Annotated in this window: 24 protein-coding genes and 1 tRNA gene; 16 read left to right on the top strand and 9 right to left on the bottom strand. The window is 70.4% G+C overall.

All coding sequences use genetic code 11. The features are described from left to right. The first annotated feature begins 61 nt into the window (after positions 1–61). From K7C98_RS30160 to K7C98_RS30190, 7 genes are all read left to right on the top strand, one after another. The gene (locus K7C98_RS30160; protein ID WP_224195261.1) at positions 62–820 is read left to right on the top strand and encodes an SDR family oxidoreductase; all 759 of its coding nucleotides are present in this window, start codon (positions 62–64) and stop codon (positions 818–820) included. 172 nt (positions 821–992) lie between these two features. Further along, positions 993–1,199, top strand: coding sequence for a 30S ribosomal protein S21 (gene rpsU / locus K7C98_RS30165; protein WP_346660317.1), 207 nt, complete (start codon positions 993–995; stop codon positions 1,197–1,199). Between the two features lie 72 nt (positions 1,200–1,271). Further along, positions 1,272–1,778 (top strand): hypothetical protein, encoded by a 507-nt coding sequence (locus tag K7C98_RS30170; protein ID WP_224195263.1) that lies wholly within the window; start codon positions 1,272–1,274, stop codon positions 1,776–1,778. A 1-nt stretch (position 1,779) separates the two neighbouring features. After that, positions 1,780–2,745: an endonuclease/exonuclease/phosphatase family protein gene (locus K7C98_RS30175; protein ID WP_224195264.1), complete on the top strand. Its 966-nt coding sequence runs from the start codon at positions 1,780–1,782 to the stop codon at positions 2,743–2,745. A 397-nt stretch (positions 2,746–3,142) separates the two neighbouring features. Continuing rightward, on the top strand, positions 3,143–4,402 hold the full coding sequence (locus K7C98_RS30180; protein WP_224195265.1) for a hypothetical protein: 1,260 nt from the start codon (positions 3,143–3,145) through the stop codon (positions 4,400–4,402). A 221-nt stretch (positions 4,403–4,623) separates the two neighbouring features. Continuing rightward, entirely contained in the window at positions 4,624–5,013 is a 390-nt protein-coding gene (locus K7C98_RS30185; protein WP_224195266.1) for a hypothetical protein, read from the top strand. A gap of 117 nt (positions 5,014–5,130) precedes the next feature. Further along, positions 5,131–8,808, top strand: coding sequence for an AgmX/PglI C-terminal domain-containing protein (locus K7C98_RS30190; RefSeq protein WP_224195267.1), 3,678 nt, complete (start codon positions 5,131–5,133; stop codon positions 8,806–8,808). Between the two features lie 70 nt (positions 8,809–8,878). Here K7C98_RS30190 and K7C98_RS30195 read toward each other — a convergent pair whose 3' ends face one another. The 3 genes from K7C98_RS30195 to lexA all read right to left on the bottom strand — a co-directional run bounded on the left by K7C98_RS30195 (position 8,879) and on the right by lexA (position 14,064). Next, positions 8,879–10,714, bottom strand: coding sequence for an AMP-dependent synthetase/ligase (locus K7C98_RS30195; protein WP_224195268.1), 1,836 nt, complete (start codon positions 10,712–10,714; stop codon positions 8,879–8,881). 431 nt (positions 10,715–11,145) lie between these two features. Next, the gene (locus tag K7C98_RS45105) at positions 11,146–13,206 is read right to left on the bottom strand and encodes a TonB family protein (protein WP_224195269.1); all 2,061 of its coding nucleotides are present in this window, start codon (positions 13,204–13,206) and stop codon (positions 11,146–11,148) included. Between the two features lie 213 nt (positions 13,207–13,419). Then, entirely contained in the window at positions 13,420–14,064 is a 645-nt protein-coding gene (gene lexA / locus K7C98_RS30205; protein WP_224195270.1) for a transcriptional repressor LexA, read from the bottom strand. Positions 14,065–14,243: 179 nt separating this feature from the next. Between lexA and K7C98_RS30210 the strand changes: the two genes are divergently transcribed. The 3 genes from K7C98_RS30210 to K7C98_RS30220 all read left to right on the top strand — a co-directional run bounded on the left by K7C98_RS30210 (position 14,244) and on the right by K7C98_RS30220 (position 15,990). Continuing rightward, positions 14,244–14,744: a hypothetical protein gene (locus K7C98_RS30210; RefSeq protein WP_224195271.1), complete on the top strand. Its 501-nt coding sequence runs from the start codon at positions 14,244–14,246 to the stop codon at positions 14,742–14,744. 146 nt (positions 14,745–14,890) lie between these two features. After that, entirely contained in the window at positions 14,891–15,757 is an 867-nt protein-coding gene (locus tag K7C98_RS30215) for a ribulose phosphate epimerase (RefSeq protein WP_224195272.1), read from the top strand. Positions 15,758–15,843: 86 nt separating this feature from the next. After that, positions 15,844–15,990: a hypothetical protein gene (locus tag K7C98_RS30220; protein WP_170135709.1), complete on the top strand. Its 147-nt coding sequence runs from the start codon at positions 15,844–15,846 to the stop codon at positions 15,988–15,990. 3 nt (positions 15,991–15,993) lie between these two features. On the opposite strand, the gene K7C98_RS30225 is transcribed toward K7C98_RS30220, so the two are convergent. Further along, positions 15,994–16,458: a hypothetical protein gene (locus K7C98_RS30225; RefSeq protein WP_224195273.1), complete on the bottom strand. Its 465-nt coding sequence runs from the start codon at positions 16,456–16,458 to the stop codon at positions 15,994–15,996. 486 nt (positions 16,459–16,944) lie between these two features. Between K7C98_RS30225 and K7C98_RS30230 the strand changes: the two genes are divergently transcribed. Next, the gene (locus K7C98_RS30230) at positions 16,945–18,027 is read left to right on the top strand and encodes a TIGR04552 family protein (protein ID WP_224195274.1); all 1,083 of its coding nucleotides are present in this window, start codon (positions 16,945–16,947) and stop codon (positions 18,025–18,027) included. Between the two features lie 100 nt (positions 18,028–18,127). Next, the gene (locus tag K7C98_RS30235; RefSeq protein WP_224195275.1) at positions 18,128–18,985 is read left to right on the top strand and encodes an endonuclease/exonuclease/phosphatase family protein; all 858 of its coding nucleotides are present in this window, start codon (positions 18,128–18,130) and stop codon (positions 18,983–18,985) included. A gap of 30 nt (positions 18,986–19,015) precedes the next feature. Here K7C98_RS30235 and K7C98_RS30240 read toward each other — a convergent pair whose 3' ends face one another. The 3 genes from K7C98_RS30240 to K7C98_RS30250 all read right to left on the bottom strand — a co-directional run bounded on the left by K7C98_RS30240 (position 19,016) and on the right by K7C98_RS30250 (position 21,976). Beyond that, positions 19,016–19,432 carry a hypothetical protein gene (locus tag K7C98_RS30240; RefSeq protein WP_224195276.1) on the bottom strand — a complete coding sequence of 139 codons (417 nt, stop codon included), beginning with the start codon at positions 19,430–19,432 and terminating at the stop codon, positions 19,016–19,018. Positions 19,433–19,529: 97 nt separating this feature from the next. Further along, the gene (locus K7C98_RS30245) at positions 19,530–21,680 is read right to left on the bottom strand and encodes a sensor domain-containing diguanylate cyclase (protein ID WP_224195277.1); all 2,151 of its coding nucleotides are present in this window, start codon (positions 21,678–21,680) and stop codon (positions 19,530–19,532) included. Beyond that, the gene (locus K7C98_RS30250) at positions 21,677–21,976 is read right to left on the bottom strand and encodes an FtsB family cell division protein (RefSeq protein WP_224195278.1); all 300 of its coding nucleotides are present in this window, start codon (positions 21,974–21,976) and stop codon (positions 21,677–21,679) included. Before K7C98_RS30250 ends, K7C98_RS30245 begins: the two co-directional genes overlap by 4 nt. A gap of 119 nt (positions 21,977–22,095) precedes the next feature. Between K7C98_RS30250 and K7C98_RS30255 the strand changes: the two genes are divergently transcribed. Continuing rightward, positions 22,096–22,308, top strand: coding sequence for a hypothetical protein (locus K7C98_RS30255; protein WP_224195279.1), 213 nt, complete (start codon positions 22,096–22,098; stop codon positions 22,306–22,308). 21 nt (positions 22,309–22,329) lie between these two features. Here the strand turns inward: K7C98_RS30255 and K7C98_RS30260 are convergent, their stop codons facing one another. Together K7C98_RS30260 and K7C98_RS30265 are read right to left on the bottom strand one after the other, a co-directional pair. Next, positions 22,330–22,740 carry an ExbD/TolR family protein gene (locus K7C98_RS30260; protein WP_224195280.1) on the bottom strand — a complete coding sequence of 137 codons (411 nt, stop codon included), beginning with the start codon at positions 22,738–22,740 and terminating at the stop codon, positions 22,330–22,332. After that, the gene (locus K7C98_RS30265; RefSeq protein WP_224195281.1) at positions 22,737–23,420 is read right to left on the bottom strand and encodes a MotA/TolQ/ExbB proton channel family protein; all 684 of its coding nucleotides are present in this window, start codon (positions 23,418–23,420) and stop codon (positions 22,737–22,739) included. The genes K7C98_RS30260 and K7C98_RS30265 overlap by 4 nt, the downstream gene beginning before the upstream one ends. A 344-nt stretch (positions 23,421–23,764) precedes the next feature. Between K7C98_RS30265 and K7C98_RS30270 the strand changes: the two genes are divergently transcribed. The 3 genes from K7C98_RS30270 (at position 23,765) to K7C98_RS30280 (ending at position 25,540) form a co-directional block, all read left to right on the top strand. After that, positions 23,765–23,837: transfer RNA gene (locus K7C98_RS30270), tRNA-Ala, on the top strand. A gap of 249 nt (positions 23,838–24,086) precedes the next feature. Beyond that, the gene (locus tag K7C98_RS30275; RefSeq protein ID WP_224195282.1) at positions 24,087–25,088 is read left to right on the top strand and encodes a 3-oxoacyl-ACP synthase III family protein; all 1,002 of its coding nucleotides are present in this window, start codon (positions 24,087–24,089) and stop codon (positions 25,086–25,088) included. 20 nt (positions 25,089–25,108) lie between these two features. Beyond that, complete coding sequence (locus tag K7C98_RS30280; RefSeq protein WP_224195283.1) at positions 25,109–25,540, top strand: GNAT family N-acetyltransferase; 432 nt, start codon at positions 25,109–25,111, stop codon at positions 25,538–25,540. Positions 25,541–25,677 lie beyond the last annotated feature (137 nt).

Genomic DNA, 25,677 nt, shown 5'->3' on the forward strand with positions numbered 1-25,677 from the left:
CAATATTGCGAGAGGGTTCGGTGGTGGCATCCGCTCGTGAGATCGGTAGGCTCTGCCGGCCATGGAGCACTCGGAGCCCATCGCTCTGGTCACGGGAGGCGCCGTGCGCGTCGGTCGGGCGATCGCCACGGCGCTGGCTCGCGGCGGCTACCGCGTCTGGTTGCACTATCACCGTAGCGGGGCCGAGGCGGTCGAGGTCGCCAGCGAACTCGGCGAACGGTGTCTCGGGACGATCCAGGGCGATCTCGCGGCGGAGTCGGCGCGCGCGGCGGTGGCGCAGCGGGTGCTCGAGCCGGCGGGCGCTAGGCTCGATCTGCTGGTCAACAGCGCGGCGACCTTCGAGCGCGGCGGTTTTCTCGCGCGCAGCGACGATGACCTCCGGCGCGTGCTCGAGGTGAACCTGGTCGCGCCGGTGTCGCTCGCGCGGGCGCTGGCGCCAGCGCTGACCGCCGCGCGCGGCGCCGTGGTCAACATCCTCGACGTCGCGGGGATGCAGCCGTGGCGGGGATATTTCGACCACTGCACCGCCAAGGCCGGGTTGTGGATGGCGACGAAGGCGCTGGCGGTCGAGCTGGCGCCGGCGGTGCGGGTCAACGGCGTCGCGCCGGGGGTCGTCGCCTGGCCTGAAGAAGATCCGCGGTACGCCGAGGGCTCGGAGATCCGCGCGCGGATTCTGCGCGCAATCCCGCTCGGGAGGATCGGCACGCCGGACGACGTGGCCGAGACGGTGCTTTTCTTGGCCCGCAGTTCCTTCATCAGCGGGCAAGTCATCGCCGTCGACGGCGGGCGGACGGCCGCCGGCGGCGTCGCGGGCGGGTGAACACCGGCGCAGGCGGGCCGCTTGACCGGCGGCGCGGGATCTCCTATCCATTGCGGCCTTCACCATGGCCCGCCAAACCGACGAAGAGTTCTCCGACTACAACCAGCGCCGCGAGCCGCTCCCGAACCCCGCCACCACCGTGAACGATCATCGGCCGGTGACGGGCCGCCCGCTGGAGGTCAAGGTCGACGAGCGCGGCGTCGAGCGGGCGATCCGCAAGCTCCGCCGCCTCATGGCCAGCGAGGGCGTGCTCCGCGAGATCAAGCGCCGTCGCCACTACGAGAAGCCGAGCGTGAAGATGAAGCGCAAGCTCCGTGAGGCCGAGCGCCGCCGCAAGCGTCGCCAGCGCAAGCGGATCCCGATGCGCGGCGAGGGCTAGCAGTCCTTTCGGACATGTCCCATGCGTCTGCGTCTGGTCGCCGCCCGGCGCGATGACGGTGTCCCGAGGGACATGTCCGAACAAGCATGGTTGGCCCCGGGGTTGATCGGCCTGCGCTGCGTGTACGGCGTCGGCGATCCACACGGCGGCGCGGCGTTCTGTCCGGTCTATACGGTCGCGCTGCCGGTCGCCCAGCCCGGCGCGCTCGACGACGACGACATCTACGAGTTCGCGGCCGCCGACCTGCTGGCAGATCTCCAGCGGCGGGCGACGCGGCGCGGGTGGTCGATGCGCGTCGAGGTCGAGGTCGAGCAGACGGCCGTCGACGCGGCGGGCTGCGACCTGTACGCGCAGGCGCCGGAAGACGCGACGGCGCTGCAGCTGCTCGCGCACGCGGACGCGCCCGGCGGCGGGCGGCGCCTGACCTTCGGGACAGGTCTCGCGCACGCGCCCGAGGCGGTGGTCCGCCTGGCCGGGCGCTACGTCGTGCAGCACGCCGCGGCGCCGCCGACGGCGATCGAGCCGGCGCGGGCGTGCACGTTCGAGCTCGGCTTCACCGAGTACGAGTTCGAGGCCTGAAGTGACGCGGCGGCGGCGACGACGACCTCGCTGGCTCGGCGCCGCGCTGGTGATCGTGCTGGTGCTCGCCTGGTCGCTGGCCGGCGAGTCGATCCGCCGCTGGCTGGCGCTGCCGGGCGACGGCGGCGCGCCGAGCAAGCTGGCGGGTCGGCTGCGGGTGGCGACGTGGAACCTGCGCAACTTCCCCGACGAGGGGCAGGATCTCACGCTGCTGGCGGCGCGCTTGCCCGAGCTCGCTGCCGACGTGATCGCGGTGCAGGAGATCCACGACGCGGCGCGACTGAAGCAGTTGATGCCGGGCTGGGAGTTGGTGCTGTCGACGGCGGGCGGACGCGGCGGGCAGAAGCTCGGCTTCCTGTACGACCCGTCCCGCATCGAGCTCGTCGGTGCGCCGCGAGAGCACGAGCGCCTCGCCATGGGCGGCCCGGTGCGACCTGGCCTTTCGGGCTACTTGCGGGTCCGCGGCGGCGGCCCCGACTTTCATGTGCTCGTCGTGCACCTCAAGGCGCGCGACGAGGGCTACGCGCTGCGTCGCTCGCAGTGGGAAGTACTGGCGGAGATCGTGCAGGAGATCGCGCAAGATGACGGCGATGTCATCGTGCTCGGCGATTTCAACGCCACCGGTCCGACCAGAGGTGGACCCGACGCGGAGCTGAAGGCACTCGATGCGCGACTCGGCGCCGTGGGTCTGCAGCGAGTGGTCAACCGCTCAGGCTGCTCGGTGTACTGGGACGGGGCGAGGCGCGACGCCTGGCACGAGCCGTCCTTGCTCGACCTGGTGTGGGTCGCAGGGCTCCTCGAGGCCGAGGTCGCGAAGGCCCACGCCGAGCCACTCCTTCATTGTGCTCGTCATGCCTGTCGCCCCTTCCGCTCGACCCCGACCTATCCCGAGCGAGACTACACCGATCTGAGCGACCACTGTCCGGTCATCGTCGACCTCGAGCCCGGGCCCGACGACGATCCCTGAGACCGGTGGCAGCGGTCTGCGTCGGATTCGCGCGGGGCAAAACTGGCACCGGTCGCGGAGCATGGTAAACACCGCCGGCCCGGCTGAAGATTTGCGCGGTCGCGCTGTCCAAGGGCACCATCGGCTTCCATGTCTGGTCCTGTCTTCGCGAGCGAACCTTGCAAAGCTAACCTCCCGCACCCGGGCGGTTGGGTTGCGGTTCGTGACGGGTCCGGCGCAGTGCCCACGTTGCTGCGCCCGGGCTCGTTCCCTTTTAAAGGGGCTTTGCAGGGTCCTTCGGTCATGGGACCATCTCGACCGTTAGCTCGGGCGCGCGCGTCCGGGCCAGCGCGGCGAGAATTCCGTGGAAACCACCGACGAGTTCATCGCAGAGCTTGGTAAGGAGCAAGTGAAGATCATGATCACGAATCGAATGGGATCCTTTGGGTTGATCGCCGGCGGCCTCATCGCGGGCGTCTCGCTCACAGCCACGCAGGGCTGCGATGCGGGCGACCTGGCGGAGCAGTGCGGCCTCACGTGCGACAAGGAAGCGTTCCTCAACGGCAAGTTCGCCGTGTCGGGCATCGCCGAGGTCGACGCGTTCTTCAGCGCGACGCTCGACGTGTCGGGCGCCATCAACACCACCGCCGCCAACATCGAGGCCGAGCTCAAGGGGCTCTACGCGCTCGTCGGCGCCACGGGTCCGGCGGACTTCAAGGCCGCGCTCGAGGGCAAGCTGTCGGCGTGGGTCGACATCGACGCGGGCATCCAGGTGAAGGCCGAGCCGGCGCGCTGCGAGGCGTCGCTCGACGTCACCGCCAAGGCGGCCGCCGAGTGCGACGTCGAGGCCAAGCCGGGCAGCGTCGAGGTCTCGTGCGAGGGTTCGTGCAAGGTCTCTGCCGAGGCCCAGGCCGACTGCCGCGCCGCGGGCGGCCTGACCTGCAAGGGCCAGGCGCCGATGCTGACGTGCGATGGTAGCTGCTCGGGCAGCTGCAACCTCGAGATCGCGGCGAAGTGCGAGGGCACCTGCCGCGGCCAGTGCGACGGCCAGGACTTCGAGGGTCGCTGCGCCGGCGACTGCCAGGGCGAGTGCGACCTCGGCGCGGGTGGCAAGTGCGAGGGCAAGTGCACCGGTTCGTGCGAGTACGACCCGGGCATGGCGGACTGCCAGGCGGACGCGGAGGTCCGTTGCTCGGCGTCGGCCGAGGCGAACGTCAAGTGCGAGGGCGGCTGCGACGGCAAGGCGACGCCGCCGTCGGTGTCGGCCGAGTGCGAGGCGACCGTCGAGGCGAAGGCCGAGGCGAGCGTGCAGTGCTACCCGCCGTCGCTGGACATCCAGTACAAGCTCAACGTCGCGGCCGGTTCGCAGGGCGAGCTCGAGTTCCGCGCCTTCATCAGCACCTTCAAGATCCGCTACGCCGCGCTGCTCGCCGCGATGGCCAAGGCGGAGGGTCTGATCGACGTCACCGCGACGCTCGGCGATGCCGGCGTCAGCGCGGTCAACGGTGCGGCGGCCGAGCTCAAGGCCTCGGGCGACCTCAAGGCCTCGCTCGGCGCGGCTTGTGCGATCACCCTGCTCCCGCAGGCGGCCAACCTCCTCAAGGATGCGGGTGGCAAGCTGAAGACCCAGCTCGACGCGGCTGTCCAGGTCTCCGGCTCGATCGCTGCCGGCGGCTGATCGCTGTCGAGTTGCAACGCGAGGGGCTGTCCGGCGTCGCCGGGCGGCCCCTCGGTCGTTGTGGGGGCGATACACGCCGTTTCGCTCGACGCCGGCATCGTCGCGCCCGCGTCGGACGGGCTACGGGTCGCGCGGTGGTTCGTGTTCACCGACGGCCGCGCGGGCATCTCGTTCGCCGGCGACGACACCCGACCGGTCTCGGAGAACATGTCCGTGAAAACATGCTTCGGTCGACGTCGTTGAAGTGGTGCCGCGTGTGGACGCCCGAGTTCGCGGAGGCCCGCGGGTTTTCGTCGCTGGAGCTCGACTTCTACCAGACGCACTACTACCCCTGGATGGACGACCAGGCGTGGAACGGCGATCCGGAGCTGGGGACGGTGCTGTTCTCGCCGACGGCGCAGATGTACACCGACCTCGGCCTCGACCGGCCGATGGTCGTCGGTGAGTTCATCGCCTCCGACCAGGCGGGCGCGCGGCTCGACGTGCTGCTCGCCAACGGCTACGCGGGCGCGTGGCCGTGGAGCCTGACGAGCGATTACAGCCTCGACGGTCCGGGCATGCAGGCGTGGGCCGAGGCTCACGCGGCGCTCGTCGGGTTGCCGCCGCTCTAGCTCATGACGATCGCCGCGGAACCTGGCGCCGGTGAGGTTGTCTGAGGCCGCCGTATGCCACGCCTCGACCGCCGTGCTCCCGCTCGCGCACTCGCGCACTCGTCGGAATCAAAGGACATGCTGCTTGGGACATGTCCAAACGTCCTGGTGAGGAGGACGGCGGGCGCGACGGCGGCGCTGGCGTCGTGGATGTTGGGGTGTACGGCCAACCCGGGCAAGGCCGAGGCGACGGCGACGGCGACGACGATGGCGCTGCCGAGCAAGGGCGTGAAGCTCACGGACGACGGGGCGACGCGGCGGGCGCCGGTGTCGTTGACGGCGTCGGACGGGACCGGGCTCAAGCTGGTGAGCTTCAAGGCGCGCGGCGTGGTCGAGGAGCCGCTGGCGTTCACCGAGCTGCACCTGGTGTTCGAGAACCCGAACGACCGCCAGATCGAGGGCCGCTTCGAGATCGACATGCCGCCGGGCGCCGCGATCTCACGCTTCGCCATGAAGATCCACGACCGCTGGCAGGAGGGCGAGGTGGTCGAGCGCCAGGCGGCGCGGGTCGCCTACGAGGACTTCCTGCACAAGCGGCAAGATCCGGCGCTGCTCGAGAACAAGGCCGGCAACTCGTTCAGCGCCCGCGTGTTCCCGATCGGCCCGCGTGAGCGCAAGGAGCTGATCGTGTCGTACTCGCAGGAGCTGCCGAGCTCGGCCGAGCCCTACCGGCTGATGCTGCGCGGGCTGCCCGAGCTCGACGAGCTCGACGCCAGCGTGATCCTGCGCGAGCCCGGCGATTCGGCGGCGCCGACGAGCCTCGGCGGGGCCGCGGTCCAGACCCGCGTGATCGAGGTGAAGAAGCAGAAGTACCTGCCCGAGCGCGACCTCGAGGTCCGCTCGGACCGGGCGTCGACGCTGATGGGCCTGCGCCACGACAACCTCGCGGTCGCTCGCGTGGCCCCGGCGGGCGACATGCCGGCGGTGCCGATCGGCGCGCTGACGGTGCTGTTCGACACCAGCGCCTCGCGGGCGCTCGGCTTCGACCGCCAGATCCGTCGCCTCGCAGATGTCCTCAAGAACATGCGCGAACAGTCAGGCGAAGACTTCCCGCTGCGCGTGGTCTGCTTCGATCAGACGACGGAGGCGGTCTATTCGGGGCCGGCGAGCGGGTTCGGGCAGGCGCAGCTCGAGCGGATCGCGTCGCGCCGGGCGCTCGGGGCCTCGGACCTGGCGGGGGCGCTGGCGGCCGTCGCGGCGGACGCGGGCGGGTCGAGGCGGCTCCTGGTGTTCTCCGACGGGATCACGACCGCGGGTTCGGCGGAGCACGCGGCGCTGCGCGACGCGGCGAAGACCCTCGCGGCCGCCGGGTTCGAGCGCGCCGACGCGATCGTCGACGGCGGGATCCAGGACACCGCCTCGCTCAAGGCGTTGACCACCGCCGATCTCCCGCGCGACGGGGTGGTGATGGACGCTCGTCTGCCGCTCGAGACGATCGCGCACAAGCTCGGCAGCGCGACCTTGCCGGCGATGAAGGTGTCGGTGCCCGGGGCGGCGTGGGTGTGGCCGGACACGATCGAGGGCGCGCAGCCCGGCGACGAGATGCTGGTCTACGCCGACCTGCCGGCCGAGGCGGCGATGCAGGTCGTGATCGAGGGCCAGGACCGCATCGAGGCCGAGGTGCCGACGACGGCGGTGGAGCGGCCATTGCTCGAGCGGGCGTGGGTCCGGGCGCAGGTCGAGCGGCTGCAGGCGCAGCGTTCGAGCCTGTCCGAGACGGACGAGGCGGCGCGCGCGGGGTTGCAGAAGACGATCGTCGAGCTATCGACCAAGTACCGCGTGCTCAGCGACTTCACGGCGCTGCTCGTGCTCGAGTCGGAGTGGGACTACCAGCGCTTCAACATCGACCGCAACGCGCTCGCCGACATCCTGACGGTGGGCGCGACGGGGGTCGAGCTGTACAACCGCAAGTCGCCGCCGGCGACGAAGCCCGACCCGGGCACGCTGGTGAACCGCGGGCCGGGCGAGGAGTTCAGGGCGCCGGCGGAGCCGCAGCGCGACGCGATCCCGATGATGGCGCGCAACTTCGACCCGGAGATGGCGTCGCGCCAGGCGGGGATCCTCGGGACCATGTCCCAAGAGTCAGGTCACTTCCTCGCCAGCCCGTACGGCGGCGCGTTCGCGGTCGGCAACGACGACGCGGACGTGTGGGGTGGGCTCACGGGGACGGAGATCGGTGAGGCGTACGGCGTCGGCGGGCTCGGACTGGTCGGTACCGGTCGCGGCGGCGGCGGCACGGGCGAGGGCACGATCGGCCTCGGCAATACCGGTCTCATCGGTCGCGCGGGCGGGGGCGGGACTGGTTCGGGCTACGGTCGCGGCGCAGGAGCGGGCTTCGGCGGCCGCGGCAGGCGGGTGCCGACGGTGCGGCAGGCGAAGGCGGAGGTGCAGGGCGCGCTCGACAAGGACATCATCCGCCGGATCGTGCGCGCGCACATCAACGAGATCCGCTACTGCTACAACCAGGCGCTCGCGCGAGATCCCAACGCCAAGGGGCGCGTGGCGATCCAGTTCGTCATCGGCGGCACGGGCAAGGTGCCGTCGGCGGTGGTGTCCGAGAGCACGCTGCGGGACGCGCGAGTGGGGACCTGCATGGCCCAGGCGGTGCGGCGGTGGACGTTCCCCAAGCCGCAGGGCGGTGGCTCGGTGACCGTGACCTACCCGTTCATCCTCGAGCCCGGGGGAGGCGTGCCGGCCGACTACACGCCGCCGCCGCCGCCGACGCCCGAGGAGTCGGCGCGGCAGCGGGCCGAGGAGGAGGCGTGGCAGGCCCGCATGCGCGAGCAGGACGCGCAGCGGCAGGCCGAGCAGGCCGAGGCCGACCGCACCGCGGACAGCCCGTACACCGGCAAGTTCTTCGACGTCGCGCAGCGGTTGAAGCAGAACGACGCGCGCGGGGCGGTCGCCCTCGCGCTCGCGTGGCACGAGCAAGATCCGGGCGACGTGCTCGCCCTCATCGCTCTCGGCGAGGCGGCCGAGACCGCGGGCGACCCGATCACGGCGGCGCGGGCCTACGGCTCGATCATCGACCTGTTCCCGTCGCGCGCCGACCTGCGGCGCTACGTCGGCGCGCGGCTCGAGCGGCTCGGCGAGGCGGGCTCGGCGCTGGCGGTCGACACCTTCGCCAAGGCGGTCGAGTCGCGGCCGGACCACCCGTCGAGCCATCGCCTGTACGCGTACGCGCTGCTGAAGGCGGGCAAGCACAAGGAGGCGTTCGAGGCGATCAAGGCCGGCGCGACGCGGACGTACCCGTGGGGCCGCTTCGCGGGGGTCCAGGAGATCTTGCGCGAGGACGTGGGGCTGATCGCGGCGGCTTTGATCAAGGCCGAGCCGTCGGCGGCGTTCACGGTGCGGGCGACGCTCGACGGCATGAACATCCCGCTGGCGAGCAAGCCGTCGACGCGGTTCGTCATCAACTGGGAGACCGACGCCAACGACGTCGACTTCCACGTCCACGACGGGCGCAAGGACCACGCGTTCTACTCGCAGAAGACGCTGCCCAGCGGCGGCCGGCTGTACGCCGACGTGACGACCGGCTACGGGCCGGAGTGCTTCACGATCGAGGGCGAGCCGAAGGCGTTCCCGTACAAGCTCGAGGCCCACTACTTCAGCCGCGGGCCGATGGGCTACGGGATGGGCAAGCTGCAGATCGTCCAGCACGACGGCAAGGGCGAGCTGCGCTTCGAGGAGCGGCCGTTCGTCATCATGAAGGACCGCGCCTACGTCGACCTCGGACAGTTCACCAAGCCGCTGTGAGCCGGCCGGAGATTAAACAAACATGGCGCCGAGGGCATGTCCTCGGCGCCATGTCTCAAAGAGCGGCCGCTCAGTCCTTGCCGGACGGGTACATGGCGTCGATCAGGGCCTTGTAGCGCTTGGAGACCTCCTTGCGCTTGACCTTGAACGAGGCGGTGAGCATGCCGTTGTCGACCGAGAACTCCTCGGGGGCGACGCGGAAGTACTTGATCGACTCGAACGAGGCGAGGCCCTGGTTGACCTCGTCGAGGTAGCCCTGGATCTCCTTCTGGACCGCATCGCTGTTGATGTCGGCCGGGTTGCCGGTGCGCTGCGACCAGGCGGCGAGCTTCTCCTTGTCGACGGTGACGAGGACGACGCAGTACTTGCGACCGTCGCCGATGACGACCGCCTCGCTGAGGATCGGCTTGGTCTTGAGCAGGGCCTCGATCTTCTGCGGGGCGACGTACTTGCCGCCGCTGGTCTTGATGAGGTCCTTCTTGCGGTCGGTGATCCGCAGGTGCATGTCCTCGTCGAACTCGCCGATGTCGCCGGTGTGGAACCAGCCGTCGCTGTCCCACGCCTCGGCGGTGGCGTCGGGCCGGTTGAGGTAGCCGGACACGACGTTGGGGCCCTTGGCGAGGATCTCGCCGTCCTCGGCGAGGCGCAGGGACACGCCCTTGATGGCCGGACCGACGGTGCCGATCTTCCAGTTGTCGGGGCGGTTGGTGGTGAGGCCGGGGCAGGTCTCGGTGAGGCCGTAGGCCTCGCAGACGTTGAGGCCGAGGGCGATGAAGAACTCGCCGACCTCCTTGGGCAGCGGCGCCGAGCCGGACAGCAGCACGTGCATGCGGTCCATGCCGAGCTTGGCCTTGAGCTTGGAGAACACCAGCTTCTCGGCGAGGCCGAGCTTGATGCCGAGCCCGAGCGGCAGCGCCTTGTTCTTCTGGCGGTACGGGATGGTCTGCTTGCCGACCCCGAGCGCCCAGTGGAAGATCTTCTGGCGCAGCGGCGGGCTCGAGGCGACCGTGGTCATGATCTTGCCGTAGACGCGCTCGTACACCCGCGGGGCCGCGGGCAGGAAGCCGGGGCGCGACAGGCCGAGGTCCTCGGCGACGGTGGCGATCGACGACAGGACGATCTTGCAGCGGAAGAACGCGCCGCCGAACTCGACCAGGCGGCCGAACGAGTGGGCCAGCGGCAGGAACAGGAACGCCCCGCCGACGCGCGCCTTCTCGCTGAACATGCCGACCTCCTCGACGTTCTCGAGCATGCTCAGCATGTTGTCGTGGGTCTGGATGACGCCCTTCGGCGGGCCGGTGGTGCCGGAGGTGTACGTGTACGTGGCGACGTCGCTGCGCAGAATCGACTGCAGCCGCCGGTCGCGCTCGCCCTTCGTCTCGGCCAGCGCGGCGCGGCCGCGAGCCTCGACGTCGGCCAGGCTCTCCCAGTCGGCCGCCGGCGCGATGCCGGTCGGGTCGATGACGATGAAGCGCTTGAGCTTGATCGCGTCGGCCGGATACTCGACCTCGAAGAAGGTGAAGCCGCGCTGGGCCGCGCGCACCTTGTCGAGCATCTCCTTGTTCTCGACCACCAGCAGCTCGGCCTTGGTGTCGGCGTGGATGTAACCGATCTCGGGCGGCAGCAGGCTGACGTAGATCGGCACCGTGCGATAGCCCAGCGACAGGAGCGCCCAGTCGGCCAGGATCCACTCGAGCCGGGTGTTGGCCATGATCGTGACGCAGGTGCCCTCCGGGGGCGTGTTGCCACCCTTCAGCACGCCGGCGGCGATCGCCTCGACGCGGTCGGCGGCCTCGCCGAACGGCACGTCGACGAATGCACCGCCCTGACGGAGGCAGTAGCCCGGGCGCTGGCCCTCGGAGCGGGCGCGGTCGAAGAACATCTGAGCGAGGTTTGTGTCAGCCATGATCGAGGCGCTCCAATCGGGCACCCTTGTAGCGAAGGCTCGCACGCCTGTCCAGGCGCCTCTCCGGAGGCCCGGGCGCGCCCACGCGCCGGGCGAGCGGCCGAGAGGCGAGATCCGGCGAGCAGCCTGCGAACGATGTTCATGGAGCGACCGTCCTGTCTGAAGGGACATGTCCTCGGACGGCAGACTCCCGCAGCGACTGGACAGCGAAATCAGGCCCGCAGCGAGCGGGCCGTGAAGTGGGCATTCCGGGCGGTGGTCCAGCGGACCCTGCTGGGCGGGTCCTGGACTGGTGGGACACGGAAGCCTTGCGACGAATGCAGGTGGAATCGCGTGCTCGAGCCCGCCTCGCAGAGCGCGCGGCTCGTCGGAGTGCCGACGGGCCTTCGACCCGCCGCCGTTCGTGCTTTACGAATGCGCCCGCTCGAGCGCTAGCGGGCGACGCCGACGACCCGCCAGTCGCCGAAGCGGCGCTCGAGGATCAGGATGAAGGGCTCGCCGCGGACCTTGCTGACGGCGTAGTTGCGGCCGAGGCCCTCCTGCACGCCGGCGGGGACGCTGCCGAAGCGCTTGCGCAGGCCGGCCGCGGTGAAGACCTCGGCGGGGCCCGGCGTGCCGCTGCCGGCCTCGTCGAGCATGGCCTGGAGGACACCCTGCAGCTCCTCGCGGGTGCGGGCGACGACCTGATCGCCGATGACGAAGGGGAGGCTGGCGCGGGCGGCCAGCTTGGCGGCGTCGCGGGCGGCGAACACCTTGAGCCAGGCGGTGGCGGCGTGCCCCGCCTCCGGGTCGGCCTGGTCGCCGCCCTGCTCCGGCGGGGGCGTGCCGCGCTCGTGGTTGTGGCCGTCGCCCTCGCCGTGCTCGTGGTTGTGACCGCCCGGCGCCGCGGGACCTTCAGGGCCGGAAGGGCCGGGCGCGGCCGGGCCCATCTGCCGCGCGAGCCGCCGCGACGCCATCGCCTCCGACTCCGAGCTGGCCGGACGGACAGCTCGATTCGGATCGGGCCGCTCGCCCTGGCCGGCGTTGTCGAGGATGAACGGCTCGGCGCCGAAGGTGCCGCAGGCCCGCTCGTCGCGGTGGAACGCCCAGTGGATGTAGACCTTGCCGTTGCCGCTCAAGATCTCGCGCGGCGGCTGCGGGTAGGGCCCGGAGTTGCGCACGACCTCGCGCGCGGCCCCGTCGAACTGCATGTTGCCGGAGTAACGGACGGTCCGCAGCTTGTCGAGCGAGCCGTCGCTGTTGAGCACGATCTCGACGCGCGTCCACAGGTCGGGCTTGTTGAGCGCGTTGCCGCGGCCCATCGTGTCGAGCTGCTCGAGGAACCCGAACGCCCACTTGTCGTGGATCGTGCGGTGCATCGTGGCGATGAACTGCGCGAACGGGTGCTTGCGCGAGCGCAGCGCGGTCTGGTTGCCGGGCCGCACCTCGGGGACCATGTTCTCCAGCGGCGACTGGTAGAGCTCGCGCGCCTCCTCCCAGATGCCCTTCTTCTTCGACTGGCGCTGCGAGATGACGTCCTTCTTCTCGGCGATGTCGCGGCCGAACAGCGCGTTCATCTCGTTGGCCGACAACCTGAACCGAAGGACAGGTGACTTGGTGTCGGAGGAGCCGGCCTGCTGCTTGTTGCGCTGCATCACCGCGGCCTGGGCCTTCTGATCGGGCGCGAGCTCGCCGGCGGCGGCGGCGTCGGCCGCGGCCTCGTGCTTGAGCATCTCGGGCGAGTGCTCGCGCGGGGCCAGGTCGCGCATCGACAGCTTGCTCTTGGCCTTGGGGTCGTTCTGCTCGGGGATCTTGGTCTCCGGGCTCTGCTGGACCTTCGGGGCCTCCTGCGCCAGCTGGCTCTTCTGCTCGCGCGTCTCGGCGATCTTGTCCTCGGCCGCCATGCCCTTGGTCGGGTCGTCGCTCGGCTCCTGCTGCGAGGCCTTGGCCTGCTCGGCGTCGCGCTGCAAGTTGGTGATCTCGGCCCGCGTCTCCTCGGTGACGTCGCGGTTGACGTTGGACAGGTAGTGCGCGTCGTCGGGCGACTCCTTCTCGTCCTTCTCCTCGAGCTGCTCGACCATCTTGAGCTGCAGCAGCTCGAAGTCGATCTTCTCCTTCGGCTGCTCCTCCTCCGGCGGCTTCTCCTCTTCCTTCTTCTTCTCCTCGGGCTTCGGCTCCTCGACCGGCAGCGGCTCGGGCGGCTTCTCCTGTTCCTTCTTCTTTTTCTCGCGCTCTTTCTTCCGCGGCTCGGGCGGCTCGGGGTCCTCGAGCTCGGCCAGCGGCTCGATGGGCTCCTTGTCGTCGACCAGCGCGACGATCACCTCGGTCTCGCACTTGCCGTCGACGATCGTGTGCAGGAGGCCGTCGTAGAGCTGGTCCTCGGCGCCCGACAGCGCCTTCTCGAGCAGGCCGAGGCCGCGCTCGTAGCCGTTGACGCACGCGGGCTTGCGCGCGACCGGATGCGACGCGACCCGGTCGTCGGAGCGGATCAGCACGAGCAGGCTCGTAGTCACCGCGGCGACGTTGAGGCCCGCGGAGACCAGGAAGCAGGCGAGGAGCGCGAGTGGTCCGGCGCCCCGTCGACGCCGAGTGCGGTCCCCAGGCGCGAGAGCGCCAGGTGTGGGCGGCCGCGGCACGGGGGACACTGTAGCGGAAATATTTCGTCAGGGCTCGCCACCGCTGTTCGGCTGCCTCACGGCGGCGACAGCGGCGATGCGCCCGCTGGACTAATGGAGGCTGCGGTAGACGCCGATCACCTTGCCGACCAACTCGAAGGCGCGATGATCGCCGCGGTGGACGTAGATCGGTTGCATGGCCGCGTTGCCGGGCTGCAGGCGGATCTTGTCGCCCTCGGGGTAGTAACGCTTGCACGTCACCTCGCCCTCGATCATGGCCACGACGATCTCGCCCCGCTCCGCGGTGGCCTGGCGCCGGACGAACACGTAATCGCCGTCGAAGATTCCATCCTCGATCATGCTCTCGCCGTAAACCACGAGGCCGAACACCTCGCGCGGCTGGTTGCCGTGGAGGAAGAACTGGTCGACGCTGATCCGGTTGGTGACGTTCTCGTCGGCGAGGATCGGTTGACCCGCGGCCACGCGACCGAGGATCGGGATCTCCGTCGTGGTCGAGCGAACCCGCGCGGCGCTCTCCGGCGCGTCGACCGGCCGTAGCGCGCGGCTCTTGAGCTCCTCACGGACCAGGTAGCCCTTGCGCTCGAGCGCCTTCAAGTGGTCGTTCACGCCGTTGGTCGAGCGGATCCCCATGTGCTCGCCGATTTCGCGCAGCGTCGGTGGGTACCCGTTGGCGTCCAGGCATGACGAGATGAAATCGAGCGCTTGCTGCTGGCGGTGAGTGAGCTGGGGTTTCACGGGGAGAGCCTCCTGCGGCGGCTGCGGAGATCACGCCTTCGGCACTGAACGGGTGTATACAACAAATTTGCTCAGGTCAAGCTATGCGGAACTGCGAAAGGCGCCGGCATCACGGGCCCGCCAGAGCCCGCCGAAGCCTGAAATTTGCCGGATCGCCCGACCGCCCCGACGCTTGCGGCATGGGTCCGGAACTCGACCGACGTCAGGGGCGAAGGGACCGCCGTGACAGCTCCCGGCCGGCGATCGCGCCCGGCGTGGAGCGGCGGCTCAACCAGGGCTGCCGCCGCCGCCTGCCCGAGCCGCGCTGGCGCCAATGGCCGTCGATCGCCGCCGCCGCCGTACTCGGCGTGGTGGCGGCCGTGGCGCTGCAAGGCTGGCAGGCCGGGGCCTCGGTGGTCGTGCCGGAGCCAATGATCGCGGAGACCGAGGTCCTCCCGGCCCCGCTCGTGGTCAGGACGCCGATCTCCCTGAGCGAGGCGCAGGCGTTGCGGGACGAGGCGATGGCGCTGACCCCCGCCGGGGTGGCCTTCGACGAGCGGGCCCACACCCTCTGGCTGCCACGAATCGGGCGCCTGGAGGCTGCAGTGGCCGATCCGGGGCTGTCGCCAGAGATCCGCGAGGAGCTGTCCGCGACCCTCGAGGCGCTCGCGAAGGTGGGCCTCGTCCTGGGACGGCCTTAGACCGACGAAGCTCCTACGAGGTTTCGGGCCTTTGCTGCTTTCTGTGATAGCGTGCGCAATGGAGGCCCACCATGAGATCGCTTCAGCTTTGGTTCGTATCCGTCGCCGTGCTCGCAGGCGGCGCGTGTGGCGAGAAGTCCGGAATGATGACCGCGACGGACGCGTCCGGCCCGACCGGCGAGCCCAACGACGACGGCGACGATACCGAAAAACCTGATGATACGACCGGGCCGGGGACGACGTCGACCACCGGCGGTGGCATGAGCGCGACGAGCGGGCCGGTCGACCCGACCAGCGCCGGCAGCGAGCCGACCAGCGCGGGCTTCATCGTCCCGCCCGACGGCGGGATCAGCGGTCAGTGCGATCCGCGGGTGCAAGACTGTCCCGAAGGACAGAAGTGTACGGCGGTCGCGCCGGTCGAGGGCGAGCCGTGGGGCGTCAACACGTGCGTCGAGATCAACGGCGAGGGCGCCGTCGGCGACCCGTGCGACGTCGAGAACGGCAAGTACACCGGCGTCGACAATTGCGCGCTCGGCAACATCTGCCTGCTGACCGACGAGGAGGGCCTGGACGGGGTCTGCGTCGAGTTCTGCAACAACAGCGACGACTGCCCGAACACCCCCACGGCCGACTGCGTGGTCTACAACGACGGCTCGCTGCCGATCTGCTTGCCGGCGTGCGACCCGCTCGTGCAAGACTGTCCCGAAGGACAGGGCTGCTACAACTCGGCCGGCGATCTGTTCGTGTGCTTCAAGGAGTCGGCGATGCCCGGCGAGGGGGGGCCGGGGGCCGAGTGCCAGTACATCAATCAGTGTCAGAAGGGCGGCTTCTGCGCGTCGGCGGCGTCGGTCGCCAACTGCCCGGCGGGGTCCGCGGGCTGTTGCACCCCGTTCTGCCCGGTCAGCGGCGGCAATGGCCCGTGTCAGGCCGGCGAGGAGTGCACCCCGTTCTTCGAGATGGGCATGGCCCCACCTTCTTATGAGGATGTCGGGGTCTGCGTGATCCCCGCATGAACCAGCGCCGGCGCTCCAGGCGACCGATCCTGAGAGGCAGGGACCCGCGTCAGGTCGACCGGGTCCTTGCTGCTACCCTGCCGGTCATGCGGCTCCTCGTGAATGCGATCATCACCGGCTTCGGGCTCAAGCTCGGGGCCGACATCTACAAGGCGGTCAAGAAGAAGCTCGGGCTCCCCGACGACGACGGCGACAACAAGGTCGTGCCGGTCGATCCCGCGGCGCAGAGCTGAGGCTCACTCTTTGGGAGCCTTGCCGGCCGGGGGCGCCTGCGGCGTCGTCGGTGCGGCCGACGTCGCGGATGTCGACGCCTGACCCGGCGCAGGCGTGGGCTGCGACGGCTCCTTGACCCGTTGCGTGGCCTTCTCGGCCCGGATCGCCGGCTTGAGCTGGCCCTCGGGGTCGATGGAGAAGCGGATTTCGGCCTTCACGTCGATCACCAGGCCGGCGATGACCCGCTGCAGCAAATCGACGGTGTCCATGCCGTCGAGGAACTGCCGGACCTCGGCGCTGATCATCCGGACGACCTCGTTCTTGGTCGCCTGGGTCACTCCGGTCACGATCTCCTTGCCCTTGCCGATCGCGCCGTCGGGGTCGAGCAGGCCCGCGAGGCCCTCGCCGATCTTGCGGCGAAAGTTGCTCGAGGTGAACCCGAGACGGTCGTCGCGGGGGGGCACATCGTCGTCCTCGGGGTCGCGCATGGCGTCACAGTAGCGCCCTCGCGCACGCGTGGCCATCCGTCCCGAGGTGCGCCCACGCGTCCGCGAACCCGGCTGCGTCAGCCTGCTGGCGGCCGCGGCGCCCGTGGGGGACTTTCCAACGGACGCAGGAATGTGTTATCTGCCATCCGGCGTTCTGGCCCCAGAAGACGGGGGCCACGCGCTTTCAGGCCCAGGACCCCTTTTCAGACCAGTTCTCGCGCCTGAACATCCCCCCGCTCCAGCTTACTCGTCCAGCCTTGCGAACCTTGAACTGAGCTTCCGCCGAGATTGTCCTACATCTCCTACTTTTTCCGACCTCGCCCGATTCCGTGATAAGTCCTGAGCACACGACTGCAAGGACTGGAGCAACAAGGTTCATGACCGCTTACCTCGGAAACATCTGTGCCGCCCTCGTCACGATCGGTCTGCTCGTCGGTACTCTCCGCTTCTCTCGGCGCGTAAGCGGCTAAGCTGGGCTGCGGCGCGATGGCCAGGCCTCCGCAGCGCTCGGATCCATTCGGCGCCTTCTTGGCCTCGCAGGCGCTCTGGCGCGAGGCCGAGCAGGGCGGCGAGCACGCCGAGCTGTCCCTGCAGGACATCAACGAGATCCAGCTGCTGCTGCGCGGACAGTCGGTCATCGACTGGCACCGCCTGGCCCTGAGCTCCGACGAGGACGTGCGCCGCCTGCTCGCGCTCAACGGGCTCGAGCTCGGCGACCCCCGCGACGAGGCCCGCCTCGCCGACCTGCGCCAGCAGGCCGTCCGCTACATCAGCGACGTGCTCAAGCTGCGCCTCGACGACACCATCGCCGACAAGGTGCCGTGGGTGCAGCTGCCGCGGATCGCGTCCGGCAAGGCCGGGCCGCACCAGCGGCAGGCCTGCACGCTGCTCAAGGTGATGCACATCCTGTATCACCTCGAGGCGCGTGAGATGCGGGCGTCGCTGGCGATCTCCGACTCGGAGATCTTCTCGCTGGTCGAGGAGAGCGTGACGCGCATGTTCGACGAGCTGCGCACCGCCGGCGTGCCGGTGGTCGAGTTCTCGTGGTCGCGCAAGTCGAAGGAGTCGCAGCTGACCAAGCTGCTGCTCAAGCGGGAGAACAACGCGGCGCGCGTGTTCGACCGCCTGCGCTTCCGCCTGATCGTCCGCGACCCCGACGACCTGGTGCCGACGCTGCGGATCATGCTGCACCGCTGCATCCCGTTCAACTACGTGGTGCCCGACCAGACGGTCAACACGCTGATCGACCTCAACAGCCTGAAGGTCCACGGCGACAGCTTCGACACCGACGCCGGCAACCGCCCGCTGCCGGGGAGCAACGAGTTCTCGGGCAAGAGCTTCCACGTGCTCAACTTCGTCGCCGACCTGCCGGTCCGCGTCGACGCCCTGCTGGCCGGCGACCACGACGAGCGCCGCGGCCGCGTGGTGTTCGTGCTCGCCGAGTTCCAGGTGATGGACAAGCGCACCGCGGAGGCCAACGAGCAAGGCGAGAGCTCGCACGCGGAGTACAAGCGGCGGCAACACCAGCACGTCCGCATGCGCCTGCTCCGCGAGCCGCGCGACGGCTGAGCGCGCGATCGCGTCGCCTTGATGGCCGGCGCTCACGCGTCTACCGTCGACGGTGATGCAGGAGCGTCGTCGTCGTCGTCGTCGCGTGTGGCTCTGGCTGGTGCTGGTGGCGCTCGCGCTGCTGCTGTGGTGCCGCCGCGAGGCGCCGCTGGTGCTCGGGACGTTCAACATCCAGACGTTCCCGCATGAAAAGACGGATCCGGAGGCGGTGGCGGCGGCGCTCGCCGAGCTCGACGCGGATGCGGTGGCGGTGCAGGAGATCCACGATTGGGGGAAATTCTTCGCGACGGTCGATCGCGCCAGCGCGCTGACGGGACGGCGCTACGCGGCGGTGTTGACGGAGTCGTGCCGGAAGAACCCGAAAGGCCGACTGAGCGTGGGTGTCGTCTACGACACGACGCGGCTCGAATTGAAAGACTACCGCTCGCTCAGCAAGGGCGATCGATGTCCCGTGGGGCAGGCGCCCGCGCTGGCCGCGTCGCTCCGGACGACCTCCGGACGGGCCCTGGTGCTGGTTTCGGTGCATCTCTCGCCGGGCGGCAAGGCTCCGGAGGTCGATCGGCGCAAGCCGCAGTGGCAATGGTTGACGTCGATCCTGCCCGCGCTGCGCGAGGAGTTCGGGGCCGAGGTCGTGGTCGCGGGCGACTTCAACACGACCGGATTTCTCGATGCGAGCAGCGACGAGCGGCGCTTCATCGACGGGTTGATCGAGAGCCGCGCGCTGCAGCTGCCGACCCGCGCCCTGGGGTGCTCGGAGTACTGGCAGCCGAACAGTGAGGTGCCTCGCTGGGAGGCGAGCCTGCTCGATCACGTGCTGGCCGCGAAACAACTGTCCTTTGGGACACCCGAAGTCCTCGGCATGTGCGCGGCCCTGGCGTGCGAGATCCAGACGACGGAGCCTTCGAAGTTGCGCAGCGTGTCGGACCACTGCCCGGTGCGCGTCGAGCTGCGCGAGTGAGACGGGCGCGGGGCAGGCGGGGCCCGGGGCTCACCACTTGACGGCGTCGCAGGACGCGTCGAGCTTGGGGGCTTCGGGCTGCGGGAGGCTGATCTTGAGGGTCTGGTCGCCGCTGCGGACGGTGTAGTTGCCGGGCTCGAGGCCGCCGACGACGCAGGCGATCGAGAGGGTCAGGCAGGTGTCGCAGGGGCCGCTGCGCTGGGTGTAGACGCCGCCGGCGTGGAGGTTGATCGTGCTGCCCTGGCGGTCGACGTCGCAGTTGGCGGTGAAGTCCTTGGGACAGGCCATGCAGTCGTCGAGGACGACCACGAACTCGACCTCGTCGCCCTCGGCGAACGAGGCGAGGGCGGGGGCGTCGACGCAGATCTCGCCTTCGCTGTAGTTGTGCTGCTCCGCGCAGGCGGAGGCGAACACCAGGAGGAGGGGGACGAGCCAGGCGTATCGCATGCGAGCAGTATGGCAGATCGCGGGAGGGCGCCAACCGGTGCGGCGGCGCCAGGACGGCGGAGAACAGGCCGGGGCGGCATGTGCGGCGCGCGGGCGCTCAGGCCAGCTGGTTCGCGCGGGTGACACAGTTCCGGCCGTTGTGCTTGCAGTGGTAGAGGGCCTGGTCGGCGCGCTCGATCAACTCGGCCGTGGCGTGGCCGTCGGTGGGGTACTCGGCGACACCCATCGAGATGGTCACGGCGAACGGGCCGTGGTCGCTGGTCATGGTCTGGGCGGCGACCTCCTCGCGCAGCTTGTTGGCGAAGATGGCGGCGCCCTCGGCGTCGGTGTCGGGCAGGACGAGCACGAACTCCTCGCCGCCGTAGCGGGCGACGATGTCGACCTTGCGCGCGCGGCCGGCGAACACCGCGGCGACGCGCTTGAGCACGGCGTCGCCGATCGGGTGGCCGTAGGTGTCGTTGACCTTCTTGAAGTGGTCGATGTCGGTGAGGATAAGCGAGAAGTTGCGACCTGTCCGTTCGGCCAGGGCGTGGATCTGGGCCAGGCGCTCCTGGAAGGCGCGGTGGTTGGTGAGGCCGGTGAGGCCGTCGGTGGTGGCGCGCTCCTCCATCGCCCGGTACATGCGGGCGTTCTGCAGGCCGACGCTGAGCTGGTGCGAGAGGACGCGGAGGATCTCGCGGGTCGCGCGCGGGAACTGGCGCTCGCGCGCGGCGGCGAGGGTGAGGGTGCCGAGGACCTTGTCGCCGTGCAGCAGCGGCAGCACGAGCACGCTCTGGGCCGGGCGCAGGCGGGTGTGGACGTCGAACACGACGGTCTCGGGCTCGACCCGCTCGTCGGCGGCCGGCATGAAGTGGCGGTTCTTGGTGGCCATGGCGACCAGGCCGGAGCCGTGCTCGAACACGCGGTCGCGCAGCGACTCGGCCAGGCCGCGCCAGCCCTCGCCGTGGTTGGGGTCGGACTGGCCGGGGACGTCGACCGCGAGCACGCGGTGCGCCTCGGCGTGCTCGTCGTAGGTGGCGATCGCCGCCAGGTCGTAGGGGGCGATCGCGCGGATCGCCTCGAAGCTCTTGCCGTAGAGCGCCTCGAGCCCGAGCGCGCCGCTCAGCAGCTCGCTCGCGCGGTACAGCTGCTCGTGCTCGTAGCGGCTGCGCATCGCGGTGATGAAGGCCCGCTCGTGGTCGACGGTGCGCAGCACGTGCTGCGCCGCCGCGGCCAGCTTGTCCTGCTCGGCCGCGGTGAACGGGCGGTTCTCGGTGCGGTCGGCGCACAGGACCCCGAGCACCCGCTCGCCGCGGACCAGCGGCACGGCGCACAGGTCGGTGACCGCGACCGGGGCGCCGTAGTACGGCGGAAGATGCTTTTCGGACATGTTCTTGAGGACAAGCGTCTTCGGGCTGCGCAGCAGGCCGGCCAGGACGCCGGGGCTGGCCAGCTCGGGGCCGCCCACCAGCGCGGTCGAGGACGTGGCGGCGCGCTTGAGCACGAGCTCGTCCTCGGACATCCACAGCAGGGCGCAGGTGTGCAGCTCGAGGTCGCCGCGCACCAGCTCGAGGCTGAACGCGACCTGCTCGTGGATCGCGTGCACGGCCGACTGGGTCAGCTGCGCCTCCTCGCCGTCGCGGCTCTTCCGCGGCGAGGCGGCGGCGACCAGGCGGAAGTCGCGGGCCTCCTGGCGGATGTGCGACAGCTCGTCGGCCAGGCGCTGGGCGTGCTCGCCGCGCAGGCGCCGGACCAGCGCGCCGAGGATCAGCAGGTTGCCGGCGGCGAAGAAGGCGATGTAGCTGAGGTGGAACGCGACCCTGGCCCCTTGACCATGCCCCGAAGACCAGCCGACGAGGACCTCGAGCAGGGCGATCGAGGCCAGCCACACGCCGGCGATCCAGCGCGCGCGGTGGAGCAGCAGCAGGAACGAGGCGAGGGCGTAGACCAGCGGGTGGGCCGGGCTGGCGAGGCCGCCGGTGACGGCGATCAGCAGGTAGGTGCCGGTGATGATGAGGAGGCCGAGCTCGAGCTCGTGGGCCTGCGAGTAGGTGGCGGCGTTCGGCCGCAGCTCGCGCACGAGGGCGCGCACGAGGGTGGCGGCGAACACCGCGAGCGAGGCGGCCAGCGCCGGGCTGCCCTCGTCGAAGGCGGTGGGCGTGGCGGCGCCGACGGCCAGGACCAGCCAGGTGGCGAGCAGGACGAGGAGGCTCCAGCGCTCGCGGGCGCGGAGGCGGAGGCCGTGGAGGGTGCGGGCGAGCGTCGTCATGGCTTGGTCTTGTCGTCGCGGCGGATCTCGAACACCACTTCACCTGGCCGGATCAGGTTGAGGTCCTCGCGGGCGATCCGCGCGACCTCCTCGGGGTCGCGCTTGAGCGCGGCGATCTCGGCGCGCAGGGCCTCGATGTCGCCCTGCAGCCGCTCGTTGCCGCGGCGCAGCGCGGCGTGTTCCTTCTCGACGCGCGCGAGGTCCTCGGCGCTGCCGCCGGTGGCGACGTGCTGCGGCAGGTAGGCGATCGCGAACGCGAGCAGCGCGGCGAGCAGGATCCGGTTGACCCATTGCATGGGAGCGCGCCGACCTTGGCCGGGGTGATCGATCGGGGCAAAAAATCGGCGCAAGGCGCGGTCCGGGTGCGCGATGCTGCGCACCCGTGCAGTGACGAACGGCGCTTCAGACCGCGCGGGTGCGTCGAGCCCGCAGTCACGGGGTCGCGCGTCTCGACGGCGAGGCGCATCCGCTGGGGCCCGGCTCGACACTGGTGCTGCCGCCCGGGGTCCGCTTCTCGCTCGCGGCGCGCGGGCCGGAGCCGCTCGAGGCGGTGGTCTGCCTGCCCGTCGGCGGCCAGGCGCTGCTGCACGCGGGCGGGGAGCCGTTCACGCCGCCGTGGGCGCGATAGCGCCGCGACCGGGGCTCGCGCTCAGTGGCGGTGGAGGATGCCGAGCTTCTCGATGCCGCACAGCTTGGCGACGTCCATGGCCTGGACGACCTTCTCGTGGCGCGTGTTCTGGTCGGCCTTGATGTTGACCGTGGACACGCTCTTGTCCTTGGCGGCGTTGCACAGGCGCATCTGCAGCTCGCGGTCGTCGACGACGACGCGGTCGACCTCGAAGCGGCCGTCCTCGCTGATCTCGACGACGAGGGCCTTGGACTCGCTGGCGGGCTCGTTGCTCGAGGCCTTGGGCAGCTTGACCTTGAAGGCGGAGTCGGTGTTGAACGTGGCGGTCAGCAGGAAGAAGATGAGCAGCTGGAAGGTGACGTCGATGAGCGGCGTCAGGTCGACCAGCGCGTTGCTGGGCCGCTTGCGCCCGTGCTTGCCGCGGAAGTTCACGCGCCCACCTCGGCGGGCGCCGACTTGGGCTCGGCGGGGCGGGCCTTGGCGGCGCGGCGGCCGTCCTCGAGCAGGTTGACGATCGCCATCGCGTCCTCCTCCATCTCGAGCACCAGCTTGTTGGTGCGGTCGAGCAGGACGCGGTAGAGGACCAGCATGGGGATCGCCACGGTGAGGCCGTAGGCGGTGGTGATGAGCGCCTGCCAGATGCCCTGGGCGAAGGTGTCGGGGCCGACCGCGCCGGAGGCGTAGGCCTCGACGAAGTTGCGGAACACCTGGATCATGCCGACGACGGTGCCGAGCAGGCCGAGCAGCGGCGAGATCGCGGCGATGGTGCCGACGATCTCGACGTTGCGGTCCATGTGGGCGATCTCGCGGGCCCCGACCTCCTCGACGGCCTCCTTGACGTCGGCCCGGGTGGTGCTGTGCTCGAACGAGCGGAGCGCGGAGGCGATGACGAGCGCGATCGAGGAGGCGTTCTCCTCGCACAGCAGCAGCGCCTCGTTGACCTTGCCCTTGGCGACGAGCGCCCGGATCCGGTCGACGAACGCCCGCGGGAGCACCTTCGATCGCTGCGTCGACCACAGCCGCTCGAAGAAGATGCCGACCCCGACGATCGAGGCGGCCAAGATGGCCCACATCAGGGGCCCGCCCTGTTCGAAGAGTTCCTTGAGATCCATCGCGGTGGTTTCGCCCGAAGTGGTTCGCTCGAATCAGGGGGACCGGCAGGTCCGGGAGTCGATCAGGGCCGGAGGCCCGGGGAGTCGATCAGGGCTGGAGGCCCGGGGAGTCGATCAGGGCCGGAGGTCCGGGACGGCAGCGGGCCGGAGGCCGGCGCGGGCCGCGTGTGTTCGGACCCGCAAGGCCGGCGTTTGATTGCCGGTCAAGAGCGACTTGATGCGGTTTACTCCGCGCCAACCCCGAGCCGCAACCCGTCGCCGCGACCGCCATGGGAGTGCGCTCACGCGAAGGGGCTTGACGACCGCGGGGTATCGGAGTTACACACTCCGCCCACCAAACGCACGGGGGCGTAGCTCAGCTGGGAGAGCATTGCGCTGGCAGCGCAAAGGTCAGGGGTTCGAACCCCCTCGCCTCCACCGCGGGAAGACAACCCGAAGCACACGAGACCGAGCCGGCTGCAGAGCCCGCTCGGTCTCGGTCTTTTTGCCGCCTCCCAATCGCCCGAGGTCGCGGGCACGCTCGCAACCTCGCACGCTCGCAACCTCGCACGCTCGTAACCTCGCACGCGTGCGCTGGCCCTGCGAAGTCGCGTGCGCCGGCCTGCAAGTGGGTGCGCAAGGGGTTTCAGGCTTGAACGCCGCGGCGCGCCTGGCACCATGCCGACGATGACGAAGCGCGCCGCTATTCTGGGCTCCGGCCACTATGTCCCGTCGCGGGTCGTGACGAACGACGATCTGGCGAAGTTGATGCCGACCAGCGACGAGTGGATCCACCAGCGCACGGGGATCCGCGAGCGCCGCTTCATCGAGCGCACCGGCATCGGCGCCAGCGACCTGGCGCTGCCCGCGGCGAAGATGGCGCTCGAGCAGGCGGGCCGCGACGTGAAGGACGTCGACGCGGTGATCTTCGCCACCCTGAGCCCCGACGTGAACTTCCCCGGCTCGGGCTGCTTCCTCGCCCACAAGCTGGGGATCCCCGGCGTGCCGGCGCTCGACGTGCGCAACCAGTGCTCCGGCTTCCTCTACAGCCTCTCGGTCGCCGACGCGTGGGTCCGCGCCGGCGTGTACAAGAACGTGCTCGTCGCCGGCGCCGAGGTCCACTCGACCGGGATGGAGTTCAACGAGCGCGGCCGCGACGTCGCGGTGCTGTTCGGCGACGGCGCCGGCGTGGTGCTGGTCGGCGAGGCGACCCGCGACGAGCAGGGCGTGCGCAACGTCGAGCTCCACGCCGACGGCGTCGGCGCCCAGGAGCTGTGGGTCGAGGCCCCGGCCAGCATGTACATCCCGCGCCTGACGCCGGAGATGCTCGACGAGGGCCGCCACTTCCCGCGCATGAACGGCAAGCAGGTGTTCCGCTGGGCCACCGAGAAGATGCCCGAGGTGGCCCACTCGGTGGTCCGCGGCGCCGGCCTGACGATGGCCGACATCGACCTGTTCGTGCCGCACCAGGCCAACATGCGCATCAACCAACTGGTCGCCGCCAAGCTCGGGATCCCCGACGACCGCGTCGTCCACAACATCGAGCGCTACGGCAACACCACCGCCGCCACCATCCCGATCGGGATCAGCGAGTCCTGGCGCGCCGGCAAGATCGGCCCCGGCTCGCGCGTGCTGATGGCCGCCTTCGGCGCCGGCTTCACCTGGGCCGGCTCCGTGGCTGTCTTCTAGGACATGTCGCAAGGGGCAGCATGACGACGGAGATCAGGACGCTCGGGGTCGACGAGGCCGACCTGCTGGGCCGCGTGGCCGCGGACGTGTTCGACGACCCGGTCGTGCCGGCGCGCGCGCGCGAGTTCCTGGCCGACCCGCACCACCACCTGGTGGTCGCAGTCGAGGACGGGCTGGTCGTCGGCATGGTCTCCGCGGTCGACTACCTCCACCCCGACAAGGCCGACCCGGAGCTGTGGATCAACGAGGTCGGCGTGGCCTCGTCGCACCGCGGCCAGGGCCTCGGCCAGGCGCTGCTGCGGGCGACGCTGGCGCTCGGGCAGCAGCTCGGCTGCCGCGTCGCGTGGGTGGCGACCGAGCGCTCCAACACGCCGGCGATGCGCCTGTACGCGGCCGTCGGCGGCGTCGAGGAGCCGCAGGACACGGTGCTGTTCACGTTCCGCCTCGACTGAGGGCCCGTGCGCGGGCCGACGCGAGCTCGCAGAACGCTGTCTCCATGGCGCCCGGCGCCGGTCGCCGCGCCGCGCCGGGGCCCGAGGCCGCTTGCGGTGCAAGAGGGCGTTTGATACCAAGCAGGCGGAGAACGCGG

The sequence above is a fragment of the Nannocystis pusilla genome (assembly GCF_020073745.1).
GTDB classification, from domain to species: domain Bacteria; phylum Myxococcota_A; class Polyangia; order Nannocystales; family Nannocystaceae; genus Nannocystis; species Nannocystis radixulma.

Excerpts from the sequence above, each read along its gene's own strand:
- K7C98_RS30160 (WP_224195261.1), top strand. The coding sequence starts at position 62 with ATGGAGCACTCGGAGCCCATCGCTCTGGTCACGGGAGGCGCCGTGCGC.
- K7C98_RS30170 (WP_224195263.1), top strand. The coding sequence starts at position 1,272 with ATGTCCGAACAAGCATGGTTGGCCCCGGGGTTGATCGGCCTGCGCTGC.
- K7C98_RS30180 (WP_224195265.1), top strand. The coding sequence starts at position 3,143 with ATGATCACGAATCGAATGGGATCCTTTGGGTTGATCGCCGGCGGCCTC.
- K7C98_RS30185 (WP_224195266.1), top strand. The coding sequence starts at position 4,624 with ATGCTTCGGTCGACGTCGTTGAAGTGGTGCCGCGTGTGGACGCCCGAG.
- K7C98_RS30190 (WP_224195267.1), top strand. The coding sequence starts at position 5,131 with ATGCTGCTTGGGACATGTCCAAACGTCCTGGTGAGGAGGACGGCGGGC.
- K7C98_RS30195 (WP_224195268.1), bottom strand. The coding sequence starts at position 10,714 with ATGGCTGACACAAACCTCGCTCAGATGTTCTTCGACCGCGCCCGCTCC.
- K7C98_RS30210 (WP_224195271.1), top strand. The coding sequence starts at position 14,244 with ATGGGTCCGGAACTCGACCGACGTCAGGGGCGAAGGGACCGCCGTGAC.
- K7C98_RS30215 (WP_224195272.1), top strand. The coding sequence starts at position 14,891 with ATGACCGCGACGGACGCGTCCGGCCCGACCGGCGAGCCCAACGACGAC.
- K7C98_RS30220 (WP_170135709.1), top strand. The coding sequence starts at position 15,844 with ATGCGGCTCCTCGTGAATGCGATCATCACCGGCTTCGGGCTCAAGCTC.
- K7C98_RS30225 (WP_224195273.1), bottom strand. The coding sequence starts at position 16,458 with ATGCGCGACCCCGAGGACGACGATGTGCCCCCCCGCGACGACCGTCTC.
- K7C98_RS30230 (WP_224195274.1), top strand. The coding sequence starts at position 16,945 with ATGGCCAGGCCTCCGCAGCGCTCGGATCCATTCGGCGCCTTCTTGGCC.
- K7C98_RS30240 (WP_224195276.1), bottom strand. The coding sequence starts at position 19,432 with ATGCGATACGCCTGGCTCGTCCCCCTCCTCCTGGTGTTCGCCTCCGCC.
- K7C98_RS30245 (WP_224195277.1), bottom strand. The coding sequence starts at position 21,680 with ATGACGACGCTCGCCCGCACCCTCCACGGCCTCCGCCTCCGCGCCCGC.
- K7C98_RS30250 (WP_224195278.1), bottom strand. The coding sequence starts at position 21,976 with ATGCAATGGGTCAACCGGATCCTGCTCGCCGCGCTGCTCGCGTTCGCG.
- K7C98_RS30265 (WP_224195281.1), bottom strand. The coding sequence starts at position 23,420 with ATGGATCTCAAGGAACTCTTCGAACAGGGCGGGCCCCTGATGTGGGCC.
- K7C98_RS30275 (WP_224195282.1), top strand. The coding sequence starts at position 24,087 with ATGACGAAGCGCGCCGCTATTCTGGGCTCCGGCCACTATGTCCCGTCG.
- K7C98_RS30280 (WP_224195283.1), top strand. The coding sequence starts at position 25,109 with ATGACGACGGAGATCAGGACGCTCGGGGTCGACGAGGCCGACCTGCTG.